This is a genomic window from Pseudomonas sp. 8209 (genome assembly GCF_028682105.1).
In the GTDB taxonomy this organism is placed as follows: domain Bacteria; phylum Pseudomonadota; class Gammaproteobacteria; order Pseudomonadales; family Pseudomonadaceae; genus Aquipseudomonas; species Aquipseudomonas palmensis.
In genome coordinates, this window is the sequence record NZ_JANIAH010000002.1 from 104,978 (window position 1) to 128,582 (window position 23,605).

Below are 23,605 nucleotides of genomic sequence, written 5' to 3' on the forward strand. Positions count from 1 at the left end.
GTTGCCATCATCCGTTCAATTACACAAATGGGCTATACACTTGCAGGATCAGCCACTTGCGCAAGGGAACCGCCATGAACCACGACGTGTTCTGGCTGCCGGCCAGCAACCATTGCAGCCTGCATGTGTATCAATGGCTGCCCGCCGCGCCGATCCGGGCCGTGGTGCTGCTGGCCCATGGCATGGCCGAGCATGCCGGGCGCTACCAGCGCCTCGGGCAGGCACTGAGCGCTGCCGGCTTCGCGCTGTATGCCCACGACCAGCGCGGCCACGGGCGCACCGCCGAACACGGCACCCTGGGGCTGTTCGCAAGCCACCAGGGCTGGGACAGCGTGGTCAACGACCTGGCCAGCCTGGCCCAGCACATCGGCCAGCAGCACCCGGGCGCCCCGCTGTTCCTGTTCGGCCACAGCATGGGCAGCTACATCGTCCAGGCCTACCTGCTGCACCACAGCGCCAGCCTGCAGGGGGCGGTGCTCAGCGGCTCCAACTTCCAGCCACCGGCGCTGTACCGCGCGGCCTGCGTGATCGCCCGCCTCGAAGCCTGGCGCCAGGGCCCGCTGGGACGCAGCGCCCTGATCGACTGGCTGTCGTTCGGTTCGTTCAACAAGGCGTTCAAGCCCAACCGCACGGCCTTCGACTGGCTCAGCCGCGACAGCGCCGAGGTCGACGCCTACGTGGCCGACCCGCTGTGCGGGTTTCGCTGCACCAACCGCCTGTGGGTCGACCTGCTGATGGGCCTGGAACACATCAGCCAGCCGCGGCACCTGGCACAGATCGATCCCAACCTGCCGATCCTGGTGATGGGCGGCGAATGTGATCCGGTGAGCGCCGGCAAGCGTCTGAAGGATCTGGTCGGCGCCCTGCGCCTTGCCGGCAATCAGCGCGTGCAATTGCAGCTCTACCCGCAGGCACGCCATGAACTGCTCAACGAAACCAACCGTGACGAGGTGACGGCGGCGCTCATCGCCTGGCTCGAGCAGGCGCTGACCCAGGGTCGCCCGGCCCGCAGCGAGTGATACAGTACGCACCTTGTCCGAACCTTGAAGGAAACAGCCTGCATGACCCAGGTCACCAACACGCCTTACGAAGCCCTCGAAGTGGGCCAGACCGCCAGCTTCAGCAAGACGGTCGAAGAACGCGACATCCAGCTGTTCGCCGCGATGTCCGGTGACCACAACCCGGTGCACCTGGATGCCGAATTCGCGGCCAGGAGCATGTTCAAGGAACGCATTGCCCACGGCATGTTCAGCGGCGCGCTGATCAGTGCCGCAGTGGCCTGCGAACTGCCCGGCCCCGGCACCATCTACCTGGGCCAGCAGATGAGCTTCCAGAAGCCGGTGAAGATCGGCGACACCCTGACCGTACGCCTGGAAATCCTCGAGAAGCTGCCCAAGTTCCGCGTGCGCATTGCCACCCGCGTGTTCAACCAGCACGACGAACTGGTGGTGGACGGCGAAGCCGAGATCCTCGCCCCGCGCAAGCAGCAGAGCGTCGACCTGGTGAGCCCGCCGCCGATCACCATCGGCTGATAGCGGCCCATGGCGCTGGTGACCGAGCACCTGCAGGCGGGCGGCCTGGTCGAGGCCTACTGGGTCAGGGCCAGCGCCGCCAGCTTTCCGCGTCATGCCCATGACGAGTATGTGCTGGGCGTTAACCTGAGCGGTTGCGAGCAGATCTGGCTGGACGGACGTGAGCTGCAGGCGGCGCCGGGTCAGGTGACCCTGTACAACCCGCTGGCGGTGCAGGCCTCCACCTTCGACCCGGCAGGCGTGGAGTACATCAGCCTGCACCTGGCGCCCGAGGCGATAGCCCGGTTGGTCAGCCAGAACAACCTGAACAGCCCGCTGTTCGAGCAAGGCGTGTTCGACCAGCCTTCGCTGTGCCAGGCGATCGTGGCCTTCGCCCGTGCGCCGGCACACTCCGGCCATCAGGAGGAAGCCTTGTTGGCCCTGCTGGCGCAATGGCTGGAGCAGTCGCCCGGCAGGCCCGGCGAATACAGCCACGCATTGGCCCAGGCACTGCAGTTCATGCGCCAGCACCTGGGGCACAAGCTTGAGCTGGACGAGCTTGCGCAGGTGGCCGGGTTGAGCAAGTACCACTTCGTGCGCAGCTTCAAGAAGGCCACAGGGCTGGCACCGCTGCAGTACCACATGCAACTGCGCCTGATCGAGGCACGCCGTTGCCTGCGCGCCGGCCTGCACCCGCTGGACGTGGCCCAGCTTCTGGGCTTCTACGACCAGAGCCATTTCATCAACAGTTTTCGCCGGGTAATGGGCGCCACGCCCCATCATTACTGGCAGGCGTTCAAGCCTTCATAAGCAAAAGAGCTGCTGGCGCAGCCCTGACCGGTCAATGCGGCAAAAAGCCTGCCGTCCCGTCCTTGGAACGTTTTGCCGTGCGTTTTTCCTTGGCGGTTTTGGCGGGTTTCTTCTTGACCGATTTTTTCGCATCCAGACCTTTCATGACAGGCCCTCCGCTGAGCGCGACACCTGCTTGCCGGTGACCGACTGATTATAGACCCGCCCCGGCGACCGGCGCGGCGAGGATGAATTCGCGGTAGCCCGATACGATCACGTACACCGCGAAATAGCAGAAGATGCCCGCCGAGGCCAGGTACGACCAGGTCAGCAGACGGTCGCCCAGCAGGCGCCCGCCGTGGCTAGCCAAGGTGCACAGCGACGCGCACCACAGCAGCCCGGCAATGAAGAACCCGCTGAGAAACAACCCGGCCTCGAGCATGCCGCCTGCGCCGGAGCGCGAGATCAGCACCCCGCCGACCGCGGCAAACCACAGGATCGCGCTGGGCGAAGACATGGCCAGAAAGATGCCGCGCAGAAACTCGCGCCAGGGCGATTCGCGCACCACCTGCTGGCTGGTGTCCATATGCGCATTGCCGCGCCAGGCGGCCAGCAGCATCTTCAGTGCAAACCACACCAGCAAAAGCGAACCGCCCACCCACAACACCCAGCGCACGCTGGTGAACTGCAGCAGCACGGTCATGCCGAGCAATGCCGCCACGGCATAGATCAGATCCCCCACACAGGTGCCCAGCCCCAGCCAGAAGCCCTGCAGAAAGCCGCGCTGCATGGCCAGGGTGATCATGGCGATATTGGCCACGCCGATATCCAGGCACAACGACAGACTGAGAAGAAATCCGTTTGAAAATGGCATGAACGCTCAACTACCGACGATGAAGGGCAGGCGCCATTAGACTCAGTGAGGGAGGGTGGTGTATTGGAAGAAATTGCCGTGCTCAGGCCCGCGCGGCCCGCTCGAAGACCTCATCGGCCCATTGATTGAGACTCTTGCCTGCAGCCTGCGCCGCGATGCTGGCAGCGGCGTGCACCTCTGGCCGGATACGCAGCATCACCTTGCCAGAAGCCGGTTTCTCGGGAGCGATGCCCTGTTCAGCACAATCGGCCAGGTAGTCTTCAAGCGCCAGGCTAAACGCTTCATGCAGCGCACTCACGGAGCTTGCGTGAAAACTGATGATGTCTCGAACCCCGAGTACCCGCCCGACGAAGATATCGTCGCGTGCGTCGTATTCGACACGAGCCGAATAGCCCTTGTAAGTCATACTGCTCATACCTGAACTCCTGCCCGCGAGAGAAATTCACGGGCTTCTTCAACCTGATATCGCTTGGCCTCTTTGCCTGGGTGCGGGCGGTGGCAGCGCCACTGCTGATCGCCCAGCACCAGCTTGAGCCTTGAGCCCTCACGCTCGATGACCCGCCCCCCAAGATGGAGAACCAGCGCTTCAATATCGGAGAAGACCACAGAAGAAAGGGTCGGTATCCGAAAAATGGCATCGAGGGTCTTTCGACATCGATTGTTCATCGGAAAATGCTATCAAAATAAGATAGCATTTTTTCCAAAGGAGTCATTCAGGATCTTTCAGTGACCCGCCAGCACCTGCGCATACCGCTCCCGGTCGATATTGGCGCCACTGAGCACCACTGCCACCTTGCGCCCCTGCTGGCGCTCGCGCTCCTGCAGCAACGCCGCCAGCCCCGCCGCACCGGCACCTTCGGCGGTGTTGTGCGTGTCTTCGTGGAAGATGCGCATGGCGTTGGCGATTTCAGGGTCGCTGACGCGCACCACCCGCGCCGCGCCCTGGCGGATGATCTCGAACGCCTCGGGCAAGGGCATGCGGCATGCCATGCCGTCGGCGAAGGTGTTGGCGGTTTCGGTGGTGACGATGCGGTTCTGCTCGAAACTCGAGGCAAAGGCATCGGCCTCGGTGGACACCACCCCGACGATCTCGGTGTGCAGCCCCAGCAGGTCACGGGTACGAATCAGCCCGCAGATGCCCGAGCCCATGCCGATCGGCACGTACACGCAGTCCAGCGCCGGTACGGCCTCGAACAGCTCCAGCGCGTAGGTAGCCACGCCGCGGATCAGGTCCGGGTGGAACGGCGGCACGCTTTCATAGCCGTGCACCTGCGCCAGTCGCGCCGCCTCGGCCCGCGCCAGGTCGAAATCGGCGCCATGCTCCACCAGCTGCGCACCCAGCGCGCGCATGGCGGCATTCTTTTCCCGCGAGTTGCCCTCGGGCACCACGATGATGATCGGCAACCCGGCACTGCGCGCCGCCAGCGCCAGGCTCTGCCCGTGGTTGCCACGGGTGGCGGTGACCAGCCCGCGCACCGTGGGTGAGCGCGCCAGCAGCGCCTGCACGTACAGCAGCCCGCCGCGAACCTTGAAGGCACCGGTGGGCGCGTGATTCTCGTGCTTGACCCACACCTGGCAGCCCACGCGTTCGGCCAGGCGCGGCCAGGCGTACTGGGGCGTGGCAGGAACGCGGGTGTGTACCAGGCGGGCAGCGTCGCGCAGGGCGGACAGGTCGAACATGAGGCACCTCGATGGCCAGGGGAATTGACCTGATCCTAGTCGCGCCGCATTGTATGGGTGAACCCTTATATTGCATGGCCAACAATAAATGTGGACCCCCACCCTAGGCGACACCTCCCTGCCCCGCTACCTCGAACTGGTCGAGGCGATTGCGCGGGCGATCGAAAGCGGCGAGCTGAAAGTGGGCGAGCGCCTGCCGCCGCAGCGGCGCCTGGCCTGGAACCTGGGCCTGAACCCCAGCACCACCCAGCAGGCGTACCGCGAGGCAGCGACCCGGCACCTGGTGTCCGGTGAGGTAGGGCGCGGCACCTACGTGCTGGCGGGCAGCAAGGAAGCAACGCTGTTCCGCCTCAAGCAACCCGGCCAGCAAGCGACGCAGATCGACCTGTCGACCAATGTGCCGGTGGCCGACGACAGCAGCCCCGACCTGGCGCATGCCTTGCGCCATCTGCTGGAACAAGGCCCTGCCGGCCAGCTCGAGCATTACCTGGGTGCCGAACAGTTGCTGCGCGGGCGCCTTCAGGGCGCCGCCTGGCTGCGCCGGCGCGGCCTGCAACTGGACGAGCGCCAGGTGCTGCTGTGCGGCGGTGCCCAGCTGGGGTTGTTCAACGTGCTGCTTTCGCTGTGCCAGCCAGGAGACGCCGTGATGGTCGAGGCCTTGACCGCACCCGGCATCAAGGCGGCCTGTCGACAATTGCGCCTGCCGTTGCACGAGGTTGCGCTGGACGGCCAGGGCATCCTGCCCGACGACCTGGACCGTGTCGCACGGGCCACCGGCGCGCGGGTCGTGGTGCTGACGCCGACCCTGCAGAACCCCACCGGCGCCTGCATGGGCGCTGCGCGCCAGGCCGCCATTGCCGCAGTGATCGAGCGCCATGCCCTGACCCTGATCGAAGATGATGTCTACGGTGCCCTGGCCGATACCCCGGCGCTGCTGGCACAGGTGGGCGGGCGCGGCGTGCTGGTCACCAGCCTGTCGAAGAGCGTCGCGGCCGGTTTGCGCCTGGGCTGGATCGTCGGCAGCGCCGAGTTGCTGGCGCGCATCGACCCGCATGCCCAGGCAACACACTGGCCGGTGTCGCCGCTGGACCTGGAGATCGCCTGCCGCTGGATCGATGACGGCACCGCGGCGCGACGCGTGGCCTGGCAGCGTGAAGAAGTGGGTCAGCGCTGGCGGATGGCCAGGCGGATACTGGGCAAGGCATTGGTGGGGGATGTGCCTTCGCCGCATGTCTGGGTCAACGGTGTGCGCGCCACAGCGTGCCGTGATGCCGGCGTGGCAGTGGTGCCAGCCGAGGTGTTCGCGGTGCGCCAGGGCGACCGGGCAGCGGTGCGCATCAGCCTGTCGGCGGCGCAGAGCCGGGTGCAGTTGAAGCAGGCGCTGGAAAGGGTGGCGGAAGTGGTTTCAGGGTGAGCGGGCCGCCCCTTCGCCGGCAAGGCCGGCTCCTGCAGAGAACGCGGTACCGGTGCCGGCGAAGAGGCCCTCCAATTCAATCGCAACATCCGGAGTGAAACCCCAGTCACCTTTTCTACACTGAACCTGCTCCCTTACCCACGGAAACCGGCATGAACCCGCTGTTCTACACCCAGGCCTGCGCCCACCTGGCCAGCCTCGACCCGATCTGGGCCGCGCATATCGAGCGCATCGGCCCATGCCTGCACCAAACGCTGCCCACCCGCGACCCGTATCAGGCGCTGGTCAGGTCGATTGCCTACCAGCAATTGCACGCCAGGGCCGCCGAAGCGATCCTGCGGCGGTTCCTGGCGCTGTACCCCGGGCAGGCCTTCCCCAGCCCCGAGCAACTGCTGGCCACCGCGCCCGAGCAACTGCGTGCCTGCGGGTTTTCCGCGAGCAAGCTGGCCACTATCCAGGGCATCGCCCAGGCTCGCCTCGACGGCCTGGTACCCGACCATGAGCTGGCCCGCCGTCTCGACGAAACCAGCCTGATCGAGCGCCTGACGCAACTGCGCGGGGTTGGACGCTGGACCGTGGAGATGCTGCTGATCTACACCCTTGAACACATGGACACCCTGCCCGCCGATGACTTCGGCGTGCGCGAAGGCTACCGTCGCCTGTTCGCCCTGCCCGCCCAGCCCACGCGCAAACAGATGCTGGAACTGGGCGCCCCGTGGAGCCCGTATCGCACCGTGGCCGCCTGGTACCTGTGGCGCGTACCCGCCACCGGCTGAAATCCGGGCGAATTCCACCGCAAGACCCGGAGTGCCGCCCCACACGGCACCACCTACCCTCACCAAATCGCCCTCAGCCAAGAGCCACTCGCCATGCCCCGCACACCTTCGATCGATGTCAACGACCCACGCTGGCAAGCCGTGCTGGCCCGCGACGCCGCGGCGGATGATGATTTCGTCTATGGGGTTCGCACCACCGGGGTCTACTGCCGCGCCTCCAGCCCGTCACGGTTGCCGCGCCCGGAGAACGTCGAGTTCTTCGACACTGCCGCCCAGGCCGAGGCCGCCGGCTATCGCCCCAGCCGGCACTACGCCGCCGACCCGCGCCAACTGGCCGAGCAGCATGCCACCCAGGTCACCCGGGCCTGCCAGCTGATCGAAACGGCCGAGGTCGAGCCCAGCCTCAAGCAAGTGGCCGCCCATGTCGGCATGAGCCCGTATCACTTCCACCGGGTGTTCAAGGCCGCGACCGGCCTCACCCCCAAGGCCTACGCCAATGCCAGACGCGCGCACAAGGTACGCCGGCAGCTTGAGCAGCCGGGCTCGATCACCGACGCCCTGTACAAGGCTGGCTACAACTCCAACAGCCGTTTCTACGAAGACAGCAACGCCCGGCTGGGCATGACCCCGGCCGCCTATCGCGCGGGCGGCGCCAATGCCTCGATCCGCTTTGCCATTGCCCAGTGCTCACTCGGCGCGCTGTTGGTGGCCCAAAGCGAGCGCGGGGTGTGCGCCATCCTGCTGGGCGACGACCCCGAGGCGTTGCTGCACGACCTGCAGGACAAGTTTCCCAAAGCCGAACTGATTGGCGCCGACGCCGAATTCGAGCAGTGGGTGGCCAAGGTGGTGGGGTTCATAGAAGCGCCCGCCCTGGGCCTGGACCTGCCGCTGGACCTGCGCGGCACGGCCTTCCAGGAGCGGGTGTGGCAGGCGTTGCGCAGCATCCCGGCAGGCAGCACCGCCAGCTACGCCGAGATCGCCCAGCGCATTGGCGCGCCCAGGGCAGTCAGGGCGGTGGCCCAGGCGTGCGCCGCCAACAGCCTGGCGGTGGCAGTGCCCTGTCATCGGGTGGTACGCAGTGATGGCAACCTGTCCGGCTACCGCTGGGGCGTGGAGCGCAAGCAGGCGCTCCTGGCCCGGGAACAACAGCCCAGTGACCTGTAATGATCAGCCCTGGCTGCAGCCGTCGCCCATGGCGCGGTATTCGATGGTGTGGCGCTGGCCCTGATGGTCTTCATAGGTCATGGTGGCCGGCACCACTTCGCAGACATTGGGCAGGGTCGAGAGGCTGATCACCCGGGCGATGTCCAGGTTGGTCGAATAGTCATATTGCTCGACCACCGGCTGCGCAGCAGCGGTCTTGACCTCGTCCGCCAGGGCGAACGAAGAGACACCCACCAATACAAGTGCAAGTAAGGTTTTCATGGTATTAGGCCTGCAAAGCAATCAAACGAAGTGTTTGACTTCATCAGCCGAGTTGGCGCGGAGAAGTTGTCATATCAACGAATGGACATAACACGAAGTACCGATCCCGTTACGCTTCTAGTTGCTGGGATGGGTCAAGTTTATAAGGTTGCGAAGGTGGTTGAAGCCCGAAGCCGGACATTCACTGTTACCGCCTCGGTAACAATAACCGCACGACAAGCCCTCGACAGCCTACCCAAGCCCGTGTAAAAGCCCGTGCCAGAGCCCTTGCTGGAAACCGCCGTGAGTGAAATACGCTACAGCCTGCTAAGCGCTGCAGAGCGCCCTTTGCTGAACAAATTCTATCGCGCCGAAGGTACGGCCATGCGTGCCAGTGCCAAGGGCGAGGCCTGGGTGGCGCGTGCGGGTGAGCTTGTCGCCGCAGTGAACATGAGCGCGGTACCCGAGGGGTTCTGGCTGACCGGCTTGCTGGTGGCACCCGCCTGGCGCGGCCGGCGCATTGCACGACAACTGATCGAGCATGCCTGCGCCGGCAAGCCGGGCACGGTGTGGCTGTTCTGCCACCCGGACCTGCTGGCCTTCTACCAGCCACTGGGGTTCAGCCCTGCCGGCGCACTGCCGCTGCAGCTCAATGAGCGCCTGGCGCGCTATCAGCGCAGCAAATCGTTGATCGCGTTGGCGCGGGATCAGTCGTCGCTGGCCGGGTCCAGCCCCGGGAACAGCACCTCGGTATAACCGAACTTGCTGAAGTCATGAATGCGCGAGGGGTACAGGCGACCGATCAGGTGATCGCATTCGTGCTGCACCACCCGCGCATGAAAACCCTCTGCCGAGCGCTCGATGGGCTGGCCCTGCGGGTCGACCCCGCTGTAGCGAATGTGCCGGTAGCGGCTGACCACGCCGCGCAGGCCGGGCACCGACAGGCAGCCCTCCCAGCCATCCTCGACCTCGGTGCCCACCGGGGTGATCACCGGGTTGAGCAGAATGGTCTGCGGCACGGGCTCGGCATCCGGGTAGCGCTCGCTACGCTCGAAGCCGAAGATCACCAGTTGCAGGTCGACCCCGATCTGCGGCGCCGCCAGCCCCACGCCGCCCACGTGCTGCATGGTGTCGAACATGTCGGCAATCAGCTGCTCCAGCTCGGCAGTGCCGAACAGGCGGGCCGGTACGGGCGGTGCAACGCGCAACAGGCGCTCATCGCCCATCTTCAGGATGTCACGAATCATGCGGGGCTCGGCTCACGGGTTCAGGCGCGGAATCGGACGGGATGGAGTGATCGCGCCCCAGCCCGGAAACATGCTTTTTATCATGTTCCGGCGCATCGTCGTCGGGCATTTCCTTCTCGCCAGGGTCCTTGCCTTCGGCCGACATGTGCTCGATCACCGCATTCATCTCCGCCCCCAGCAGCAATACTGCGGCAGAAATATAGAAGTACAGCAACAGCACGATGATCGCACCGATGCTGCCGTACATCGCGTTGTAGTCGGCAAACGTCTTGACGTAGTAGCCAAACCCCAGCGACGCGATGATCCACACCACCACCGCCAGTACCGAGCCGGGGGTGATGAAGCGAAATTCCTGCTCCACATCGGGCATCACGTAATAGATCAATGCCACCGCCACCATCATCAGGATGATGATGGCCGGCCAGCGCAGGATGGTCCACAGCGTGACGATGAACTCCTGCATGCCTACCTGCGAGGCGATCCATTCCATCACCTGCGGGCCGAGCACCATCAAGGCGGCGGCGGCCAGCAGCATGCCGGCGATTCCGACGGTATACAGCACCGAGAGCGGGATGCGCTTCCACACCGGGCGCCCTTCCACCACGTCATAGGCGGCGTTCATCGCGCTCATCATCAGGCGCACGCCCGCCGACGCGGTCCACAGGGCGATCACGATACCTACCGAGAGCAGCCCGCCCTTGGATTGCTGCAACTGGTCGATCACCGGGTTGACCTGCTCCAGCGCCTGGGGCGGCAACACCAGTTCCGACTGCAGGCGCAGCCAGGTGAAGAAGTCGGGCAGATGCAGAAACCCGATCAGGGCGATCAGGAACAGCAGGAAGGGGAACAGCGAAAACAGCATCTGGTAGGCCAGGGCCGACGCATAGGTGGACATCTCGTCATCGAGAAACTCGCTTACCGTGCGCACCAGAACACGATGCAACGGCAGGCCGTGCAAGTTGGGGAAAATCATAGCGTCTCCTTTCGCCGCTCCACTGTCATAGGCAGTAATCCAAGCGTTGGGGGGGTGTTTTACCTGACGGTAGTCTAGTAGACCACGTCTGTGAGGTTACGATTGATTGCCACAGACAGCAGAACGGCCACCCGAAGATGGCCGTTATCGGCTACACGCGCAGCCGGTCAGGGCTTTTTCACAGCATCCTTGACCGCATCCTTGGCCTTGCCCACTGCCTGCTGGGTTTCGCCCTTGACTTCCTGGGCCTTGCCCTCGGCGCGCAGTTTATCGTTATCGGTCACCTTGCCCACGCCTTGCTTGATGTTGCCTACCGCTTCGTTGGCCAAGCCTTTTGCTTTGTCCGAAGTGCTGCTCATGGCATTTCTCCTGAAGGGGAACAAATAGCTGTCAGTGTCGACAGTCAATGGACCCGCCCGCTTCTGCGAGAGTTTCAAATATTTTTGTGCGGTGTGGATTCCCACAATGGATAAACAGCGGGCGAATATCGCCCCCAATCGTGCCTGGCCTGCGCCAGGGGCTGTCGGCTTTGCCTAGAATCGGGCACCAGCGCCCTGCAGCCCGGGCGCGATAAAAACAACAGACACAGCGATCACTACCCATGCGTATCTCCCCCTTGCTGGCAGCCCTGCTGCTGGCCGTACCTGCCCATGCCCTGCACGCAGCACCTGCCGTACAGCCCGCCGCCCTGACCACCCTGGTGGTCGATCGCTATGCCGACGACGAGCAGCCCGGCAGCCTGCGCTGGGCCATCGAGCGCAACAACCAGGCGCCCGGCACCTACCGGATCGAGATCCGCCCGGTCGGCCAGCCGCCCTACGTGATCAAGCCCGCTTCGGCCCTGCCGCCGATTCTCGGCCCGGTAAGCCTCGAAGGTGCGGCCTGGAAGCGCAACGGCGAGTACATCGCCATCGACGGTTCGGCCTATATCGTCGGCAACGGCACGCGCGCATGCCCTGGCGCCGTGCCCGGACAGTTCGGCACCAATGTGCGCACCACCACCGGCCCGGGGCTGGTGATACGCGATACCCAGGGCGTGGAGATTTCCGGCCTGGATGTGCGTAATTTCTGCATCGGCATCCTGGTCAACCGCGCCAGCCACAACGTCATCCAGGACAACCGCATCACCGCCAACAAGGGTGGCGCCGGCATCATGCTGACCGGCGACGACGGCCAGGGCAATTCGACCGCCACCACCACGGTGAACAACAAGGTGCTGCGCAACCAGTTGGTGGACAACGGCGACGGCCTGGAGCTGACCCGCGGCGCGGCGTTCAACCTGGTGGCCGACAACCTGTTTCGCTCCACCCCGGCCAACGCGGAGCCCTCCCAGGGCATCGAGATCCTGTGGGGCAATGACAACACGGTGGTGCGCAACCGCTTCGAGGACTATTCCGACGGCCTGCAGATCAACTGGGGCCAGCGTAATTACCTGGGGGCCAACACCTTTACCGGCAACTCCATCGGCGTGAGCGTCAGCGGTGCGGGCAACATCCTCGATGGCAACCTGATCCACGGCAACCGCATCGGCGTGGCGCTGCGCCCGGAGCCGACCTCCACCAGCAACCGCCTGACCGCCAACCGCATCTGGAACAACAGCCAGGATATCCGGCGCTGCGAAGCGGGCGGTTCGTGCGTGCCCGATCAGCGCACCGGTGCCATCGTGTTTTCGGTGCCGGCGCTGGAGCATGCGATCTATGTGGGCTCGCGTGGCATCGGTGTCGACCCGTCGGGCACCAACCGGGCGATCATCTGCACCGACAAGGCCGCACCGCAGGGTTGCCAGCCGGTACCCAATCACGATCAGGCGGCCCCGCTGCTCAAGGCAGTCAAAGGTGACCGCTTGCTGGGCCAGGTGAGTGGCGAGCCCGACAGCCTGTTGCGGGTGGAGGTGTTCGGCAATGCTGACTCAAAGGCCGGTGAAGCGGAGCAGTATCTGGGCGAAGTGATGGTGGCGACGGATGCCAAGGGTCAGGCGCAGTTCGAGTATGTATTGCCGCAAGCAGATGGGCTGCAGGCGTTCACCGCGACGGTCACCCGGTCCGACGGGGCCACCTCGGAGTTGAGCAAGGCGCTGGCGCGCTGAGGACCGCGGGGTGGCCATTCGTCGGCAGGGATTGTCTGCGAATGGTCGGCCCTGTCAGCAGGCCCCGCTTTAGTTTTCAGCGCAATCCCAGCACAATGGCCGACCTTTCAAGCGTCACCCGTAGGAACCTGCATGAAACTCGACAAACCCACCGCCATCGCCCGTCGCAACCAGGCGCTGGAACGCCCTGTGCTCAACAGCGACAACACCCTGTTTGCCGTGCTCGATACCAAGCGCAGCCTGTGGTGGTTCGATGTGCCGGTGAAGCTGGTGCTGCCCAAGAGCGTGGCCGACTGGGTCAACCTGCTGCTCTACACCCCGGAAACCGACCAGCTGCAGCACCTCAAGGTGCCGGTCAACTTCCTGCGTGCGCACCTGGAGAAGATGGAAGTACGCAAGCCGGGCAAGCGTCGCTCGACCATCAGCCTGGCGCTGAGCGCCGACCGCGACTCGCTGCTGCAGGACTTGCGTCCGGGCGGCGAAAACCTGAGTTTTGCCGCCTTCGTGCAGGTCTGATCAGACCAGTTCGATGCGGTCGGCGTGAATCACGATGCGCCCGTCCTTGTACAGGGCGCCGATCGCTTTCTTGAAGTTGCCCTTGCTCACCCCGAACAGGTCGCTGATCACCTGCGGGTCGCTCTTGTCGCTGACCGGCAGCACGCCGTTGGCGGCCTTGAGCTTGTCGAGGATCTTGTCGTTCAGCGTGCTGGCCAGGGCCTGGCCGACCGGCTGCAGGCTCAGGGCGATCTTGCCGTCGCTGCGCAGCTCCTTGATGTAGCCCTTCTCCTGCTTGCCCGAACGCAAGAACTTGAACACTTCGTTCTTGTGGATCAGGCCCCAGTGCTTGTTGTTGATGATGGCCTTGAACCCCATCGGGGTTTCCTCGACCACCAGCAGGTCGACTTCCTGGCCCACGCTGTAGTTGGCCGGCAGCTTGTCGAGGTAGCGGTCCAGGCGCGCGGTGGCGGTGATGCGCCGGGTGCGCTTGTCGAGGTAGGCATGCACCACGCAGTACTCGCCCGCCTTCATCTGGCGTTTTTCTTCGGAGTACGGCATCAACAGGTCCTTGGGCAGGCCCCAGTCGAGGAAGATGCCGATGCTATTGATTTCCACCACCTTGAGGCTGGCGAACTCGCCCACCTGCAGTTTGGTCTTCTCGGTGGTGGCGATCAGCTTGTCTTCGCTGTCGAGGTAGACGAAGACGTTGAGCCAGTCCTCGACCTCGGTGGGCGTGTCCTTGGGGATGTAACGGTTGGGCAGCAGGATCTCGCCGTCCGCCCCGCCGTCCAGGTACAGACCGAAATCCGTGTGCTTGACCACTTGCAAAGTGTTGTAACGCCCAACTAAAGCCATTTGCTGAAATCCTCGTTGCGAGGCTGGCATTCTACACGCTACGGGAACCGCCAGGCGCGCCGTTGTTCTATAAACACAAGCACGCCCCTGCAAGGATATGCACCCATGGATGCCTGCCTGTCCACGTTGTTTCGCTGCCTTTCGCTGCTGGTGCTGTCGACGCTGCTGCTGGTCGGCTGCAACCGCATGGACCTCGCCTACCGCAACCTCGATGTACTGGTGCCCTGGTCGCTGAGCGACTACCTGAGCATGAATCGCCAGCAGAAAGGCTGGCTGGACGAACGACTAAAGGCGCACCTGGCATGGCATTGTCGTACACAGCTGCCGGGCTATCTGACATGGCTGGGCGATATTCGACAGATGGTCGCGCACAACGAGGTCACCGACGCGCAGCTAAGGCTGCGCACCGAGCAGGCCAAGCAGGCCATCGCCGAGGTGGCCGACCAGATCATGCCGTCGGCCACGCAGCTGCTGCGCGGCATGGACGACCAACAGGTCAGCGACATGCGCGAGGCGTTTGCCGAAGACATTCGCGAGCGCGAGGCCAAGTATGTGAAGACGCCGCTGGCCAGGCAGATCGAGCAGCGCCAGCAGCGCATGGAAAAACGCCTGACGCCATGGCTGGGCGAACTGAACCCGCAGCAGCGCCTGCGCGTGGCGCAGTGGTCACAGGCGTTGGGCGAACAGAACCGTCAGTGGATCGCCAACCGCGCACACTGGCAGGCGCAGTTCACTGCGGCGATGGAGCAACGGCGCAGCGAGGCATTCGAACCAAGGCTGGAACTACTGCTCAAGCAGCGCGAAAGCCTGTGGACGCCGGAGTACCGCATGGCCTACCAGCGTACCGAAGAGGAGGCGCGCAGCCTGCTGGTGGACCTGATGGCGCAGAGCAGCGAGCAGCAACGTCAGCACCTGCTGGGCAGGCTGGCCAAGGTGCAGCAGGACTTCAGCAAGCTCAAGTGCCTGCAATCCTGAACCGATTCGCCGGCAAGGCCGGCTCCTACAGGCGCGACGCGCTTCCCCTTGGCGCCGGCAAGGCCGGCGAAGCTGCTCAGTTCTCCCGGCACTTGCGCCGGTACGGGAACACATCGATCACCTTCCCCTCCCGTATCGCCGCCTGCAGCCCCTTCCAGTAATCTGCGTCATACAACTCGCCATGCAACTGGCTGAACAGCCGCCGCTGACCGATGTCGGCAAACAGAAACGGCGGGAACTCCTCGGGGAACACGTCCAGCGGCCCGATCGAGTACCACGGCTCGCTGGCCATCTCGTCCTCGGGGAAACGCGGCGGCGGGATATAGCGGAAGTTGGCTTCGGTCAGAAAGCAGATCTCGTCGTAGTCATAGAACACCACCCGCCCATGCCGGGTAACGCCAAAGTTCTTCAGCAGCATGTCGCCGGGGAAGATGTTCGCCGCCGCCAATTGCTTGATCGCCAGCCCGTAGTCCTCCAGCGCCTCGCGCACCTGGGCCTCGTTGGCGTTTTCCAGGTACAGGTTCAGCGGGGTCATGCGCCGCTCGGTCCAGCAGTGGCGGATAAGCACCGTGTCGCCCTCCACCACCACGGTCGACGGCGCCACTTCCAGCAACTCGGCCAGGCACTCGGGCTCGAACTTGCCCAGCGGGAAGCGAAAGTCGGCGAACTCCTGGGTATCGGCCATGCGCCCCACGCGGTCGACGCTCTTTACCAGGCGGTACTTCTCGATGACCGTGGCGCGGTCGACACTCTTGGACGGCGAGAAGCGGTCTTTGATGATCTTGAACACGGTGTTGAAGCCCGGCAGGGTGAACACGCTCATGACCATGCCGCGCACGCCGGGGGCCATGATGAAGCGGTCATCGGTACTGGCCAGATGATTGATCAGCGCCCGGTAGAACTCGGACTTGCCGTGCTTGTAGAAACCGATGGAGGTGTACAGCTCGGCGATGTGCTTGCCCGGCAGGATGCGCTTGAGAAAGCCCACGAACTCGGCCGGCACCGGCACATCGACCATGAAGTACGAGCGAGTGAACGAGAAGATGATCGACACATCGGCTTCATCGGTGATCAGCGCATCGATTTCGATGCCGTGGCCTTCGTGGTGCAGCAGCGGAATCACCAGCGGCCACTGTTCATCGTGGGTGAACAGCCGGCCCACCAGGTAGGCCCCCTTGTTGCGATAGAGCACCGAGGAAAACAGCTCCACCTGCAGTTGCGGGTCCTTGCACACCCAATCGGGCAGGTTCTCGCGCAACTGCGCCTCCAGGCGCGCCAGATCACCAGGCAGGTCGGCGAAGGGCACCGCGAAGGCGTAGTCGGCGAAGACCTGCGCGAGCATCTCGCCCAGCCCGCCCTGGGGGCGGTAGGTGCGGGTCTGCGCGGCGCGCTCATGGGCGCGCAGTGCCGGGCGCGTGGTATGGATGAACATGCAGCCGTCGCTGATCAGGTCATGGCTGAACAGGCTGCAGAAAATCGAGTTGTACCAGGTTTCGGAAAGCTCATCGTCCAGCCGCGGGTCGATCAGGCTGATGTAGGCGCTCTTGACCAGCGGCCAGAACGTCGCATCCAGCAGAACCTCGGGCTCGAAAGCGCCGGCCAGCCAGCCGCTGACCTCGCTGACCTTTTCCTCGTAGAGATTGATACGTGCCGCCGAGGCCGTCTGGATCTGCTGCCATTGCGCGAGCTCGAAGCGTTGGCGTGCCCCGTCGGTGATCTGGCGAAAGTGCTCACGGTAGCTGTCGAAGCCATCGAGAATCATCCGGGCGATGGCGGCGGCCGGCCATTGTTGGGGCATGGGTAAGACCTCTGCGGGAATTTCAAAGACCTGAGCTTAGCCAGTCACGCAAGGCTGCGATAGCCTACTTAGGAACCGTTTCGCGCCCTTCGCCGGCAAGGCCGGCTCCTACAGATACCGCCCCCACAGCATGAGCCAGCGGTGCTGGCGAAAGCGCCCGAATTGACACCGCAAGAAAGCGAGAGAGCCCACCCTGGCTTTTACCGTAAACTCCCGCCCCTGCCCCTGTTACCCGGAGAACCCCCGTGAGCCCCATCGCCATCACCCGACTGTTGATTCTCGCTGCCGTGTGGGGGGCCAGTTTTCTGTTCATGCGCATCATTGCGCCGGTGCTGGGCACCCTGCCCACCGCCTTCTTTCGCGTCTCAATCGCCTGCGCCGGGTTGCTGGTGATTCTCGCCCTGCTGCGCGTGCGCTGGGACTTCCAGGGCAAACTCAAGGCCTGCCTGTTTCTGGGCATGATCAACTCGGGAATACCCGCAACGCTCTACTCGGTGGCCGCACAGGTGCTGCCCGCCGGCTACTCGGCGATCTTCAACGCCACCACGCCGCTGATGGGCGTGCTGATCGGCGCGCTGTTCTTTCGCGAGGCCATGACCCTGCCCAAGCTGGGCGGCATATTCCTGGGCCTGTTCGGGGTCGGGATTCTCAGTGGTGCGGGGCCGGTGGCCTTCGACGCCAGGCTCATGCAGGGCGCCCTCTCGTGTCTGGCGGCCACCACCTGCTATGGCTTCTCGGGGTATCTGGCGCGGCGCTGGCTCGACCAGCAGGGCGGCCTGGACAGTCGCCTGTCGGCGCTGGGCAGCATGATGGGCGCCACCTTGCTGTTGCTGCCGCTGTTCGGCTTCAGCGTGATCACCCAGCCACCTGCCAGCTGGGGCGGCTGGCAGGTGTGGTTGTCGCTGCTGGGGCTGGGCCTGTTGTGCACCGCCTTCGCCTACATCCTGTACTTTCGCCTGATCAGCGAAATCGGCCCGGTAAAATCCACCACCGTGACCTTCATGATCCCGGCCTTCGGCGTGCTGTGGGGCGCGTGGCTGCTGGACGAGCCCCTGTCGATGGCGCACCTGTATGGCGGGCTGCTGATTGCCGTGGCCTTGTGGCTGGTGCTCAAGCCGGCCCGCCAGGCCCGTCAGCTGGCCAGCGACTGATCCACCGTGTCAGGCTTGGTCGCGGGCTTGCGGAACACGAACAGCAGGCCCACCACGATCAAGCCCATGCCCAGCAGGCTCAAGGCCGCCAGGCGATTGCCGAAGATCAGGTAGTCCATCACCGCCGTCACCGCCGGCACCAGGTAGAACAGGCTGGTGACATTGACCAGGTTGCCCTTGGCGATCAGCCGGTACAGCAGCAAGGTCGCCAGCAACGACACCACCAGGCCCATCCACAGCACAGAGAACACAAAGCTGGCATTGGGGTTGACCGCCAGCGGCTGGAACGGTGCAAACAGCGCGCACATCAGCAGGCCCGCCAGGTACTGCAAGGGCAGCGTGCCCACCGGGTTGCTGGTGATGCGCTTCTGCATGATCGAGCCGAACGTCATGCTGGCCAGCGCCAGCAGCGCGAACAGCATGCCCGCCAGCGAGATGCCGCCCAGGCCGATGCCCTGGTACACCACCATCACCAGCCCGATCAGCCCCAGGCTCAGGCCGAACAACCGGCTGAACGAACGCTTGCGCTCCATCAGCACCACCGTGAGGATCGGCTGCACGCCCATCACGGTGGCCATGATGCCGGGCGTCACCTTCAGGTCCAGCGCCAGCAGGTAGAAGATCTGGTAGGCACCGAGCAGCACGCAGCCGGTGGCGATGGCTTGCAGCAACGGGCCGCGACCGCGTGGCCAGTGCAGGCGCAGCAACGGGCCGAGCAGCAGCAGGCCGACAAAGGCAATCGCAAAGCGGATCAGCAGAAAGGCAAAGGGCGAGGCCTGCGCCAGGCCGAGCTTGGAGACGATGGCGCCGCTGCTCCAGAGCAGGACGAACAGGCTGGTGGTGGCCGCCGAGGCCACGGATTGTTTCGAGATAACTGACATGAAATGCCACCTGTATTCGGGCAAGTAAGCCGAACGGTCGAGCTGCGCGGTGCAGCCGGCCGTATTCAGTAGGGTTCAGGTGTGGTGGGGGCGCAGCCAGTGGCCGCTCAGCCCAGCACTACAACCACGCCGGGTGGTGCGACAACGCACGCCACGGGGCTACTGACAGGTGGTGGGTAGTGACTGATCATGACCGGCTGCTGGGACCCACGCACGACCACGACCGCGTCGGGCGCGGTAGCGAATACGGTGGTGGGGCGGGAAGCTGGCATGTGCAGGTCTTCGGTGAGGTGAACTGTGGGTGAATATAGCCACACTCGCGACACGGTGCAAGGCCCGCCCCGGCAGGGGCCAACCTTGCACCGAGTGTGGTCAGAACAGCCAGCGGTACAGCAGGTAAGCAACCAGCACCGCCAGCACCGGGCGCAGCACGCGGTAGGCCTTGGGGTTGGCGCGCTTGAAGGTCTTGACCCGGCTGCTGATCACGGTACTGAAGCGTTTGCTCCAGGCATACGCCTGGTTGATGCCGCCCACGCGCTCGTCGTCGGTGTTCTGCGGCGCGGTGGCCCGGCCCAGGAAGGCACTGACCTTGCGGTTGATGCGGGTCATCAGCGGGCTGGTCAGCGGTCGCTCGATATCGCAGAACAGGATCACCCGGGTGGTCTCGGTTTCATTCTTCACCCAGTGCACGTAGGTTTCATCGAACATCACGTCTTCGCCATCGCGCCAGGCGTACACCTGGCCGTCGACATAGATGCGGCAGTCGTCCGAGTTCGGCGTGGACAGCCCCAGGTGATAGCGCAGCGAACCGCCGAATGGGTCGCGGTGCGGGTTCAGGTGGCTGCCGCCCGGCAGCAGGGCGAACATCGCGCCCTTGACGTTGGGGATGCTGTTGACCAGCTCGACGGTGCGGGGGCACAGCGCCTCGGCCGATGGCAGCGCCTTGTCGTACCACTTCAGGTAGAAGCGCTTCCAACCCTTCTTGAAGAACGAACCGAAGCCGGCATCGTTGTCTTTTTCGGCGGCTCGGATGTAGCCCTCGTCGAACAGGTGCATGGCCTCCTCGCGGATCACCTGCCAGTTGTCCTTGAGCACGTCCAGCTCGGGGAAGCGGCTACGGTCCAGGTAGGGCTTGGAAGGCACCCCCGAAAACAGGTACATCAGGGCGTTATAGGGGGCGAACAGCGCCGAATGGTTGACGAACTGGCGCAACACGGGCAAACGCGCCTTGCCGCGCAGGTGCACGTACAGGGTGCTGCCGAAGAACAGCAGCAGTACACCTGCCTTGGCGACAAAGGAAAAGGTCATGCAACACTCCTTGAATTTCGATCAGGCCATCGCTGCCGGATAATCGGACATGATAAACCGATCCGGCCCCGGTAAAAACAACCGGGGCCGGACATTCAGTGTTGGCAATTGTGCAACAACGCAGTGCGCCGAACATTGAGGCGGATCAGCCTCGGTGGAGCCTGGCGGTGGTTACTGCTGGTTTTCCTGCTCGGTGAACAGGTCGCTGAAGAGCATGCTCGACAGGTAGCGCTCGCCCGAGTCGGGCAGGATCACCACGATGGTCTTGCCCTGCATTTCCGGCTTTTCGGCCAGACGTACCGCCACGGCCATCGCCGCGCCACAGGAGATACCGCACAGGATGCCCTCCTCCTGCATCAGTCGCAGGGCCATGGCCTTGGACTCCTCGTCGCTGGCCAGCTCGACCTGGTCGACCATCGACAGGTCCAGGTTGTTGGGTACGAAACCTGCGCCGATGCCCTGGATCTTGTGCGGGTTGGGCTTGATTTCCTGGCCGGCCAGGGCCTGGGTGATCACCGGAGACACCAGCGGCTCGACCGCCACCGACAGAATCGGCTTGCCCTGGGTGTTCTTGATGTAGCGCGACACACCGGTGATGGTGCCGCCGGTGCCCACGCCGGCAACCAGCACGTCGACCCCGCCGTCGGTGTCGTTCCAGATTTCCGGACCGGTGGTCTTCTCGTGAATGGCCGGGTTGGCCGGGTTGTCGAACTGCGCCGGCATGAAGTAGGTGGCCGGGTCGCTGGCTACGATTTCGGCGGCCTTCTCGATCGCGCCCTTCATGCCCTTGGCAGGCTCGGTCAGCACCAGCTCGGCGCCCAGCGCCTTGAGTACCTTGCGCCGCTCGATGCTCATCGAGGCCGGCATGGTCAGCATCAGCTTGTAGCCGCGCGCAGCGGCCACGAAGGCCAGGCCGATACCGGTGTTGCCCGAGGTCGGCTCGACGATGGTCATGCCCGGCTTGAGCCGGCCGCTGCTTTCGGCGTCCCAGATCATGTTCGCGCCGATCCGGCACTTGACCGAATAGCCGGGGTTGCGCCCCTCGATCTTGGCCAGGATGGTCACGCCCCGCGGGGCGATGCGGTTGATCTGCACCAGCGGCGTGTTGCCGATGGAGTGCGCGTTGTCAGCGAAGATACGGCTCATGGCTTGGGTCCTTTTGGCACCGTGCGAAAACTTCAAGGGTATGCCTGCCCCTGCGGTGCGTCCACCCCGAACGAACCGATGCGCCCGTGCGGCGGTCAACCGATCATCCTCAATCACGGAACCCACGCCGATGAAACGCCGCTACCGCTGGCCCCTGTGGGGGCTGCTGGGCATTGCACTGTTGCTGCTGGCCCTGCACCTGACGCTGCCGATCCTGGTACGCAACTACTTGAACGAAAAGCTCGCCGACATGGGCGACTACCGCGGCCAGGTCACCGATGTCGACCTGGCCTTGTGGCGGGGCGCCTACAAGATCAACGGCCTGACCATCGTCAAGACCACGGGCAAGGTGCCGGTGCCGTTTCTGGAGGCGCCGCTGATCGACCTGTCGGTGAGCTGGCATTCACTGTGGTACGACCATGCCGTGGTGGCCGAAGTGACCTTCCTGCGCCCGAAACTGAACTTCGTCGATGGCGGCAACACCCAGGCGTCGCAGACCGGTAAGGGCACCGACTGGCGCGCGCAGCTGAGCAAGCTGCTGCCGATCACCCTCAACGAGCTGCGCATAGACGACGGCACCCTGACCTTTCGCAACTTCAATTCCAAACCGCCGGTCAGCCTTGAAGCGACCCAGCTCAACGCCAGCGTCTACAACCTGACCAACGTGGTGGACGTCGAAGGCAAGCGCGACGCCCGCTTCGAGGGCAAGGCCCGGCTGCTGGGCGACGCGCGGGTGGAAAGCACGGCCACCTTCGACCCGCTGAGCAACTTCGAGGACTTCCAGTTCCGCCTGCGCGCCACCGGCATCCAGCTGCGCCAGATGAACGACTTTGCCAGCGCCTACGGCAAGTTCGACTTCAATGCCGGGCACGGCGACGTGGTGATCGAGGCCGAGGCGAACAAGGGCCAGCTCAAGGGCTACATCAAGCCGTTGTTGCGCGATGTCGAGGTGTTCAACTGGCAGCAGGACGTGGACAACAAGGACAAGGGGTTTCTGCGCTCGATCTGGGAAGCCCTGGTGGGCGGTACCGAAACGGTGCTCAAGAACCAGCGCAAGAACCAGTTCGCCACGCGCGTGGAGCTCAGCGGCAGCGTGCATCACAGCGATATCAGCGCGTTCGAGGCGTTTTTGCAGATTCTGCGCAACGGCTTCGTGCAGGCATTCAATGCGCGGTATGAACAGGGGCCGCCGAAAGCTGACTGATCCATCGCGGTACTGGCCCTTTCGCTGGCAAGCCAGCGACGAGGCCAGGCCTGCCACCCCGGTTTCATGACCAATCATCCACAGACTGAATACCCCGTCCGCGTTCACAGCCACGCAAGCCCCGCGTTATAGTCGTCGCATGATAGTCACCGCATGACCATTTTTTGAGGATCGGTACATGAAGTTCGAAGGCACCAGCGCATACGTCGCCACAGATGACCTGAAACTGGCCGTCAACGCGGCGATCACCCTGGAGCGCCCGCTGCTGGTCAAGGGCGAACCCGGCACCGGCAAGACCATGCTCGCCGAGCAACTGGCCGAAGCCTTCGGTGCCAAGCTGATCACCTGGCACATCAAGTCCACCACCAAGGCCCACCAGGGCCTCTACGAGTACGATGCGGTCAGCCGCCTGCGCGACTCGCAGCTGGGCGTGGACAAGGTGCACGACGTGCGCAACTACCTGAAAAAGGGCAAGTTGTGGGAGGCCTTCGAAGCCGAGGAGCGGGTCATCCTGCTGATCGACGAAATCGACAAGGCCGACATCGAGTTCCCCAACGACCTGCTGCAGGAACTCGACAAGATGGAGTTCTACGTCTACGAGATCGACGAGACCATCAAGGCCAAACAGCGTCCGATCATCATCATTACCTCCAACAACGAGAAGGAACTGCCCGACGCCTTCCTGCGCCGCTGCTTCTTCCACTACATCGCCTTCCCCGATCGCGCCACGCTGCAGCAGATCGTCGACGTGCACTACCCCAACATCAAGCAGGACCTGGTCAGCGAGGCGCTGGACGTGTTCTTCGACGTGCGCAAGGTGCCGGGCCTGAAGAAAAAACCCTCCACCTCCGAGCTGGTCGACTGGCTCAAGCTGCTGATGGCCGACAACATCGGCGAAGCGGTATTGCGCGAGCGCGACCCGACCAAGGCCATCCCGCCGCTGGCCGGTGCGCTGGTCAAGAACGAGCAGGACGTGCAGTTGCTGGAGCGCCTGGCGTTCATGAGCCGGCGCGGCAACCGCTGAGCCAACGGGGT

General features: G+C 64.2%; 26 protein-coding genes. 13 read left to right on the plus strand and 13 right to left on the minus strand.

Features of this window, described 5'->3' with window-relative positions; genetic code table 11:
* Positions 1-74: 74 nt before the first annotated feature.
* The 3 genes from NP552_RS03975 to NP552_RS03985 are packed head-to-tail and all read left to right on the plus strand — an operon-like array spanning position 75 to position 2,321.
* A complete protein-coding gene (locus NP552_RS03975; protein WP_054914948.1) occupies positions 75-1,019 on the plus strand; it encodes an alpha/beta hydrolase in 945 nt (314 codons plus the stop codon).
* Between the two features lie 42 nt (positions 1,020-1,061).
* Positions 1,062-1,532, plus strand: coding sequence for a MaoC family dehydratase (locus tag NP552_RS03980; protein ID WP_043864165.1), 471 nt, complete (start codon positions 1,062-1,064; stop codon positions 1,530-1,532).
* Positions 1,533-1,541: 9 nt separating this feature from the next.
* Positions 1,542-2,321, plus strand: a complete 780-nt coding sequence (locus NP552_RS03985; protein WP_078481628.1) for a helix-turn-helix domain-containing protein — start codon at positions 1,542-1,544, stop codon at positions 2,319-2,321.
* Positions 2,322-2,514: 193 nt separating this feature from the next.
* Here the strand turns inward: NP552_RS03985 and NP552_RS03990 are convergent, their stop codons facing one another.
* The 4 genes from NP552_RS03990 to NP552_RS04005 all read right to left on the minus strand — a co-directional run bounded on the left by NP552_RS03990 (position 2,515) and on the right by NP552_RS04005 (position 4,854).
* On the minus strand, positions 2,515-3,174 hold the full coding sequence (locus NP552_RS03990; RefSeq protein ID WP_078481629.1) for a LysE family translocator: 660 nt from the start codon (positions 3,172-3,174) through the stop codon (positions 2,515-2,517).
* Positions 3,175-3,256: 82 nt separating this feature from the next.
* Complete coding sequence (locus NP552_RS03995; RefSeq protein WP_043864168.1) at positions 3,257-3,589, minus strand: type II toxin-antitoxin system HicB family antitoxin; 333 nt, start codon at positions 3,587-3,589, stop codon at positions 3,257-3,259.
* Positions 3,586-3,840 carry a type II toxin-antitoxin system HicA family toxin gene (locus NP552_RS04000; RefSeq protein ID WP_274096450.1) on the minus strand — a complete coding sequence of 85 codons (255 nt, stop codon included), beginning with the start codon at positions 3,838-3,840 and terminating at the stop codon, positions 3,586-3,588. Before NP552_RS04000 ends, NP552_RS03995 begins: the two co-directional genes overlap by 4 nt.
* Before the next feature lie 57 nt (positions 3,841-3,897).
* Positions 3,898-4,854, minus strand: coding sequence for a threonine dehydratase (locus NP552_RS04005; RefSeq protein ID WP_043864169.1), 957 nt, complete (start codon positions 4,852-4,854; stop codon positions 3,898-3,900).
* Positions 4,855-4,942: 88 nt separating this feature from the next.
* On the opposite strand from NP552_RS04005, the gene NP552_RS04010 reads away from it, so the two are divergent.
* The 3 genes from NP552_RS04010 (at position 4,943) to ada (ending at position 8,208) form a co-directional block, all read left to right on the plus strand.
* Positions 4,943-6,268, plus strand: a complete 1,326-nt coding sequence (locus tag NP552_RS04010) for an aminotransferase-like domain-containing protein (protein WP_274096451.1) — start codon at positions 4,943-4,945, stop codon at positions 6,266-6,268.
* A 152-nt stretch (positions 6,269-6,420) separates the two neighbouring features.
* Positions 6,421-7,044: a DNA-3-methyladenine glycosylase family protein gene (locus NP552_RS04015; RefSeq protein WP_274096452.1), complete on the plus strand. Its 624-nt coding sequence runs from the start codon at positions 6,421-6,423 to the stop codon at positions 7,042-7,044.
* A 93-nt stretch (positions 7,045-7,137) separates the two neighbouring features.
* Positions 7,138-8,208: a bifunctional DNA-binding transcriptional regulator/O6-methylguanine-DNA methyltransferase Ada gene (gene ada, locus NP552_RS04020; protein ID WP_043864172.1), complete on the plus strand. Its 1,071-nt coding sequence runs from the start codon at positions 7,138-7,140 to the stop codon at positions 8,206-8,208.
* A 3-nt stretch (positions 8,209-8,211) separates the two neighbouring features.
* On the opposite strand, the gene NP552_RS04025 is transcribed toward ada, so the two are convergent.
* The gene (locus NP552_RS04025; protein ID WP_043864173.1) at positions 8,212-8,469 is read right to left on the minus strand and encodes a DUF2790 domain-containing protein; all 258 of its coding nucleotides are present in this window, start codon (positions 8,467-8,469) and stop codon (positions 8,212-8,214) included.
* A 282-nt stretch (positions 8,470-8,751) separates the two neighbouring features.
* On the opposite strand from NP552_RS04025, the gene NP552_RS04030 reads away from it, so the two are divergent.
* Complete coding sequence (locus NP552_RS04030) at positions 8,752-9,204, plus strand: GNAT family N-acetyltransferase (protein WP_043864174.1); 453 nt, start codon at positions 8,752-8,754, stop codon at positions 9,202-9,204.
* On the opposite strand, the gene def is transcribed toward NP552_RS04030, so the two are convergent.
* The 3 genes from def to NP552_RS04045 form a co-directional block, all read right to left on the minus strand.
* Entirely contained in the window at positions 9,156-9,695 is a 540-nt protein-coding gene (gene def / locus NP552_RS04035; protein ID WP_043864175.1) for a peptide deformylase, read from the minus strand. The genes NP552_RS04030 and def overlap by 49 nt on opposite strands.
* Positions 9,685-10,668, minus strand: a complete 984-nt coding sequence (locus NP552_RS04040; RefSeq protein ID WP_043864176.1) for a YihY/virulence factor BrkB family protein — start codon at positions 10,666-10,668, stop codon at positions 9,685-9,687. Before NP552_RS04040 ends, def begins: the two co-directional genes overlap by 11 nt.
* Positions 10,669-10,835: 167 nt before the next feature.
* A complete protein-coding gene (locus tag NP552_RS04045; RefSeq protein WP_043864177.1) occupies positions 10,836-11,027 on the minus strand; it encodes a CsbD family protein in 192 nt (63 codons plus the stop codon).
* 242 nt (positions 11,028-11,269) lie between these two features.
* Between NP552_RS04045 and NP552_RS04050 the strand changes: the two genes are divergently transcribed.
* Both NP552_RS04050 and NP552_RS04055 read left to right on the plus strand, forming a co-directional pair.
* Positions 11,270-12,754 (plus strand): right-handed parallel beta-helix repeat-containing protein, encoded by a 1,485-nt coding sequence (locus NP552_RS04050; protein WP_196932137.1) that lies wholly within the window; start codon positions 11,270-11,272, stop codon positions 12,752-12,754.
* Between the two features lie 132 nt (positions 12,755-12,886).
* The gene (locus NP552_RS04055; protein ID WP_043864179.1) at positions 12,887-13,270 is read left to right on the plus strand and encodes a hypothetical protein; all 384 of its coding nucleotides are present in this window, start codon (positions 12,887-12,889) and stop codon (positions 13,268-13,270) included.
* Here the strand turns inward: NP552_RS04055 and NP552_RS04060 are convergent, their stop codons facing one another.
* Positions 13,271-14,107 (minus strand): CvfB family protein, encoded by an 837-nt coding sequence (locus tag NP552_RS04060; RefSeq protein WP_043864180.1) that lies wholly within the window; start codon positions 14,105-14,107, stop codon positions 13,271-13,273.
* 105 nt (positions 14,108-14,212) lie between these two features.
* Here NP552_RS04060 and NP552_RS04065 point away from each other — a divergent pair, with 105 nt between their 5' ends.
* The gene (locus tag NP552_RS04065; RefSeq protein ID WP_274096453.1) at positions 14,213-15,082 is read left to right on the plus strand and encodes a DUF6279 family lipoprotein; all 870 of its coding nucleotides are present in this window, start codon (positions 14,213-14,215) and stop codon (positions 15,080-15,082) included.
* 76 nt (positions 15,083-15,158) lie between these two features.
* Here NP552_RS04065 and aceK read toward each other — a convergent pair whose 3' ends face one another.
* The gene (gene aceK / locus NP552_RS04070) at positions 15,159-16,880 is read right to left on the minus strand and encodes a bifunctional isocitrate dehydrogenase kinase/phosphatase (RefSeq protein ID WP_043864182.1); all 1,722 of its coding nucleotides are present in this window, start codon (positions 16,878-16,880) and stop codon (positions 15,159-15,161) included.
* Between the two features lie 245 nt (positions 16,881-17,125).
* Here aceK and NP552_RS04075 point away from each other — a divergent pair, with 245 nt between their 5' ends.
* Positions 17,126-18,031: a DMT family transporter gene (locus NP552_RS04075; RefSeq protein WP_054914956.1), complete on the plus strand. Its 906-nt coding sequence runs from the start codon at positions 17,126-17,128 to the stop codon at positions 18,029-18,031.
* Here the strand turns inward: NP552_RS04075 and NP552_RS04080 are convergent.
* The 3 genes from NP552_RS04080 to cysK all read right to left on the minus strand — a co-directional run bounded on the left by NP552_RS04080 (position 18,013) and on the right by cysK (position 21,366).
* Positions 18,013-18,912, minus strand: a complete 900-nt coding sequence (locus NP552_RS04080; RefSeq protein WP_054914957.1) for a DMT family transporter — start codon at positions 18,910-18,912, stop codon at positions 18,013-18,015. The genes NP552_RS04075 and NP552_RS04080 overlap by 19 nt on opposite strands.
* A 372-nt stretch (positions 18,913-19,284) precedes the next feature.
* Complete coding sequence (locus NP552_RS04085) at positions 19,285-20,220, minus strand: aspartyl/asparaginyl beta-hydroxylase domain-containing protein (RefSeq protein WP_043864185.1); 936 nt, start codon at positions 20,218-20,220, stop codon at positions 19,285-19,287.
* 171 nt (positions 20,221-20,391) lie between these two features.
* Positions 20,392-21,366: a cysteine synthase A gene (cysK, locus tag NP552_RS04090; protein ID WP_043864186.1), complete on the minus strand. Its 975-nt coding sequence runs from the start codon at positions 21,364-21,366 to the stop codon at positions 20,392-20,394.
* 130 nt (positions 21,367-21,496) lie between these two features.
* Here cysK and NP552_RS04095 point away from each other — a divergent pair, with 130 nt between their 5' ends.
* Positions 21,497-22,570, plus strand: coding sequence for a DUF748 domain-containing protein (locus NP552_RS04095; RefSeq protein WP_258662354.1), 1,074 nt, complete (start codon positions 21,497-21,499; stop codon positions 22,568-22,570).
* Between the two features lie 178 nt (positions 22,571-22,748).
* Positions 22,749-23,594, plus strand: coding sequence for an AAA family ATPase (locus tag NP552_RS04100; RefSeq protein ID WP_043864188.1), 846 nt, complete (start codon positions 22,749-22,751; stop codon positions 23,592-23,594).
* Positions 23,595-23,605 lie beyond the last annotated feature (11 nt).

Excerpts from the sequence above, each read along its gene's own strand:
- NP552_RS03975 (WP_054914948.1), top strand. The coding sequence starts at position 75 with ATGAACCACGACGTGTTCTGGCTGCCGGCCAGCAACCATTGCAGCCTG.
- NP552_RS03980 (WP_043864165.1), top strand. The coding sequence starts at position 1,062 with ATGACCCAGGTCACCAACACGCCTTACGAAGCCCTCGAAGTGGGCCAG.
- NP552_RS03985 (WP_078481628.1), top strand. The coding sequence starts at position 1,542 with ATGGCGCTGGTGACCGAGCACCTGCAGGCGGGCGGCCTGGTCGAGGCC.
- NP552_RS03990 (WP_078481629.1), bottom strand. The coding sequence starts at position 3,174 with ATGCCATTTTCAAACGGATTTCTTCTCAGTCTGTCGTTGTGCCTGGAT.
- NP552_RS03995 (WP_043864168.1), bottom strand. The coding sequence starts at position 3,589 with ATGAGCAGTATGACTTACAAGGGCTATTCGGCTCGTGTCGAATACGAC.
- NP552_RS04000 (WP_274096450.1), bottom strand. The coding sequence starts at position 3,840 with ATGAACAATCGATGTCGAAAGACCCTCGATGCCATTTTTCGGATACCG.
- NP552_RS04005 (WP_043864169.1), bottom strand. The coding sequence starts at position 4,854 with ATGTTCGACCTGTCCGCCCTGCGCGACGCTGCCCGCCTGGTACACACC.
- NP552_RS04010 (WP_274096451.1), top strand. The coding sequence starts at position 4,943 with ATGTGGACCCCCACCCTAGGCGACACCTCCCTGCCCCGCTACCTCGAA.
- NP552_RS04015 (WP_274096452.1), top strand. The coding sequence starts at position 6,421 with ATGAACCCGCTGTTCTACACCCAGGCCTGCGCCCACCTGGCCAGCCTC.
- ada (WP_043864172.1), top strand. The coding sequence starts at position 7,138 with ATGCCCCGCACACCTTCGATCGATGTCAACGACCCACGCTGGCAAGCC.
- NP552_RS04025 (WP_043864173.1), bottom strand. The coding sequence starts at position 8,469 with ATGAAAACCTTACTTGCACTTGTATTGGTGGGTGTCTCTTCGTTCGCC.
- def (WP_043864175.1), bottom strand. The coding sequence starts at position 9,695 with ATGATTCGTGACATCCTGAAGATGGGCGATGAGCGCCTGTTGCGCGTT.
- NP552_RS04040 (WP_043864176.1), bottom strand. The coding sequence starts at position 10,668 with ATGATTTTCCCCAACTTGCACGGCCTGCCGTTGCATCGTGTTCTGGTG.
- NP552_RS04045 (WP_043864177.1), bottom strand. The coding sequence starts at position 11,027 with ATGAGCAGCACTTCGGACAAAGCAAAAGGCTTGGCCAACGAAGCGGTA.
- NP552_RS04050 (WP_196932137.1), top strand. The coding sequence starts at position 11,270 with ATGCGTATCTCCCCCTTGCTGGCAGCCCTGCTGCTGGCCGTACCTGCC.
- NP552_RS04055 (WP_043864179.1), top strand. The coding sequence starts at position 12,887 with ATGAAACTCGACAAACCCACCGCCATCGCCCGTCGCAACCAGGCGCTG.
- NP552_RS04060 (WP_043864180.1), bottom strand. The coding sequence starts at position 14,107 with ATGGCTTTAGTTGGGCGTTACAACACTTTGCAAGTGGTCAAGCACACG.
- NP552_RS04065 (WP_274096453.1), top strand. The coding sequence starts at position 14,213 with ATGGATGCCTGCCTGTCCACGTTGTTTCGCTGCCTTTCGCTGCTGGTG.
- aceK (WP_043864182.1), bottom strand. The coding sequence starts at position 16,880 with ATGCCCCAACAATGGCCGGCCGCCGCCATCGCCCGGATGATTCTCGAT.
- NP552_RS04080 (WP_054914957.1), bottom strand. The coding sequence starts at position 18,912 with ATGTCAGTTATCTCGAAACAATCCGTGGCCTCGGCGGCCACCACCAGC.
- NP552_RS04085 (WP_043864185.1), bottom strand. The coding sequence starts at position 20,220 with ATGACCTTTTCCTTTGTCGCCAAGGCAGGTGTACTGCTGCTGTTCTTC.
- cysK (WP_043864186.1), bottom strand. The coding sequence starts at position 21,366 with ATGAGCCGTATCTTCGCTGACAACGCGCACTCCATCGGCAACACGCCG.
- NP552_RS04095 (WP_258662354.1), top strand. The coding sequence starts at position 21,497 with ATGAAACGCCGCTACCGCTGGCCCCTGTGGGGGCTGCTGGGCATTGCA.
- NP552_RS04100 (WP_043864188.1), top strand. The coding sequence starts at position 22,749 with ATGAAGTTCGAAGGCACCAGCGCATACGTCGCCACAGATGACCTGAAA.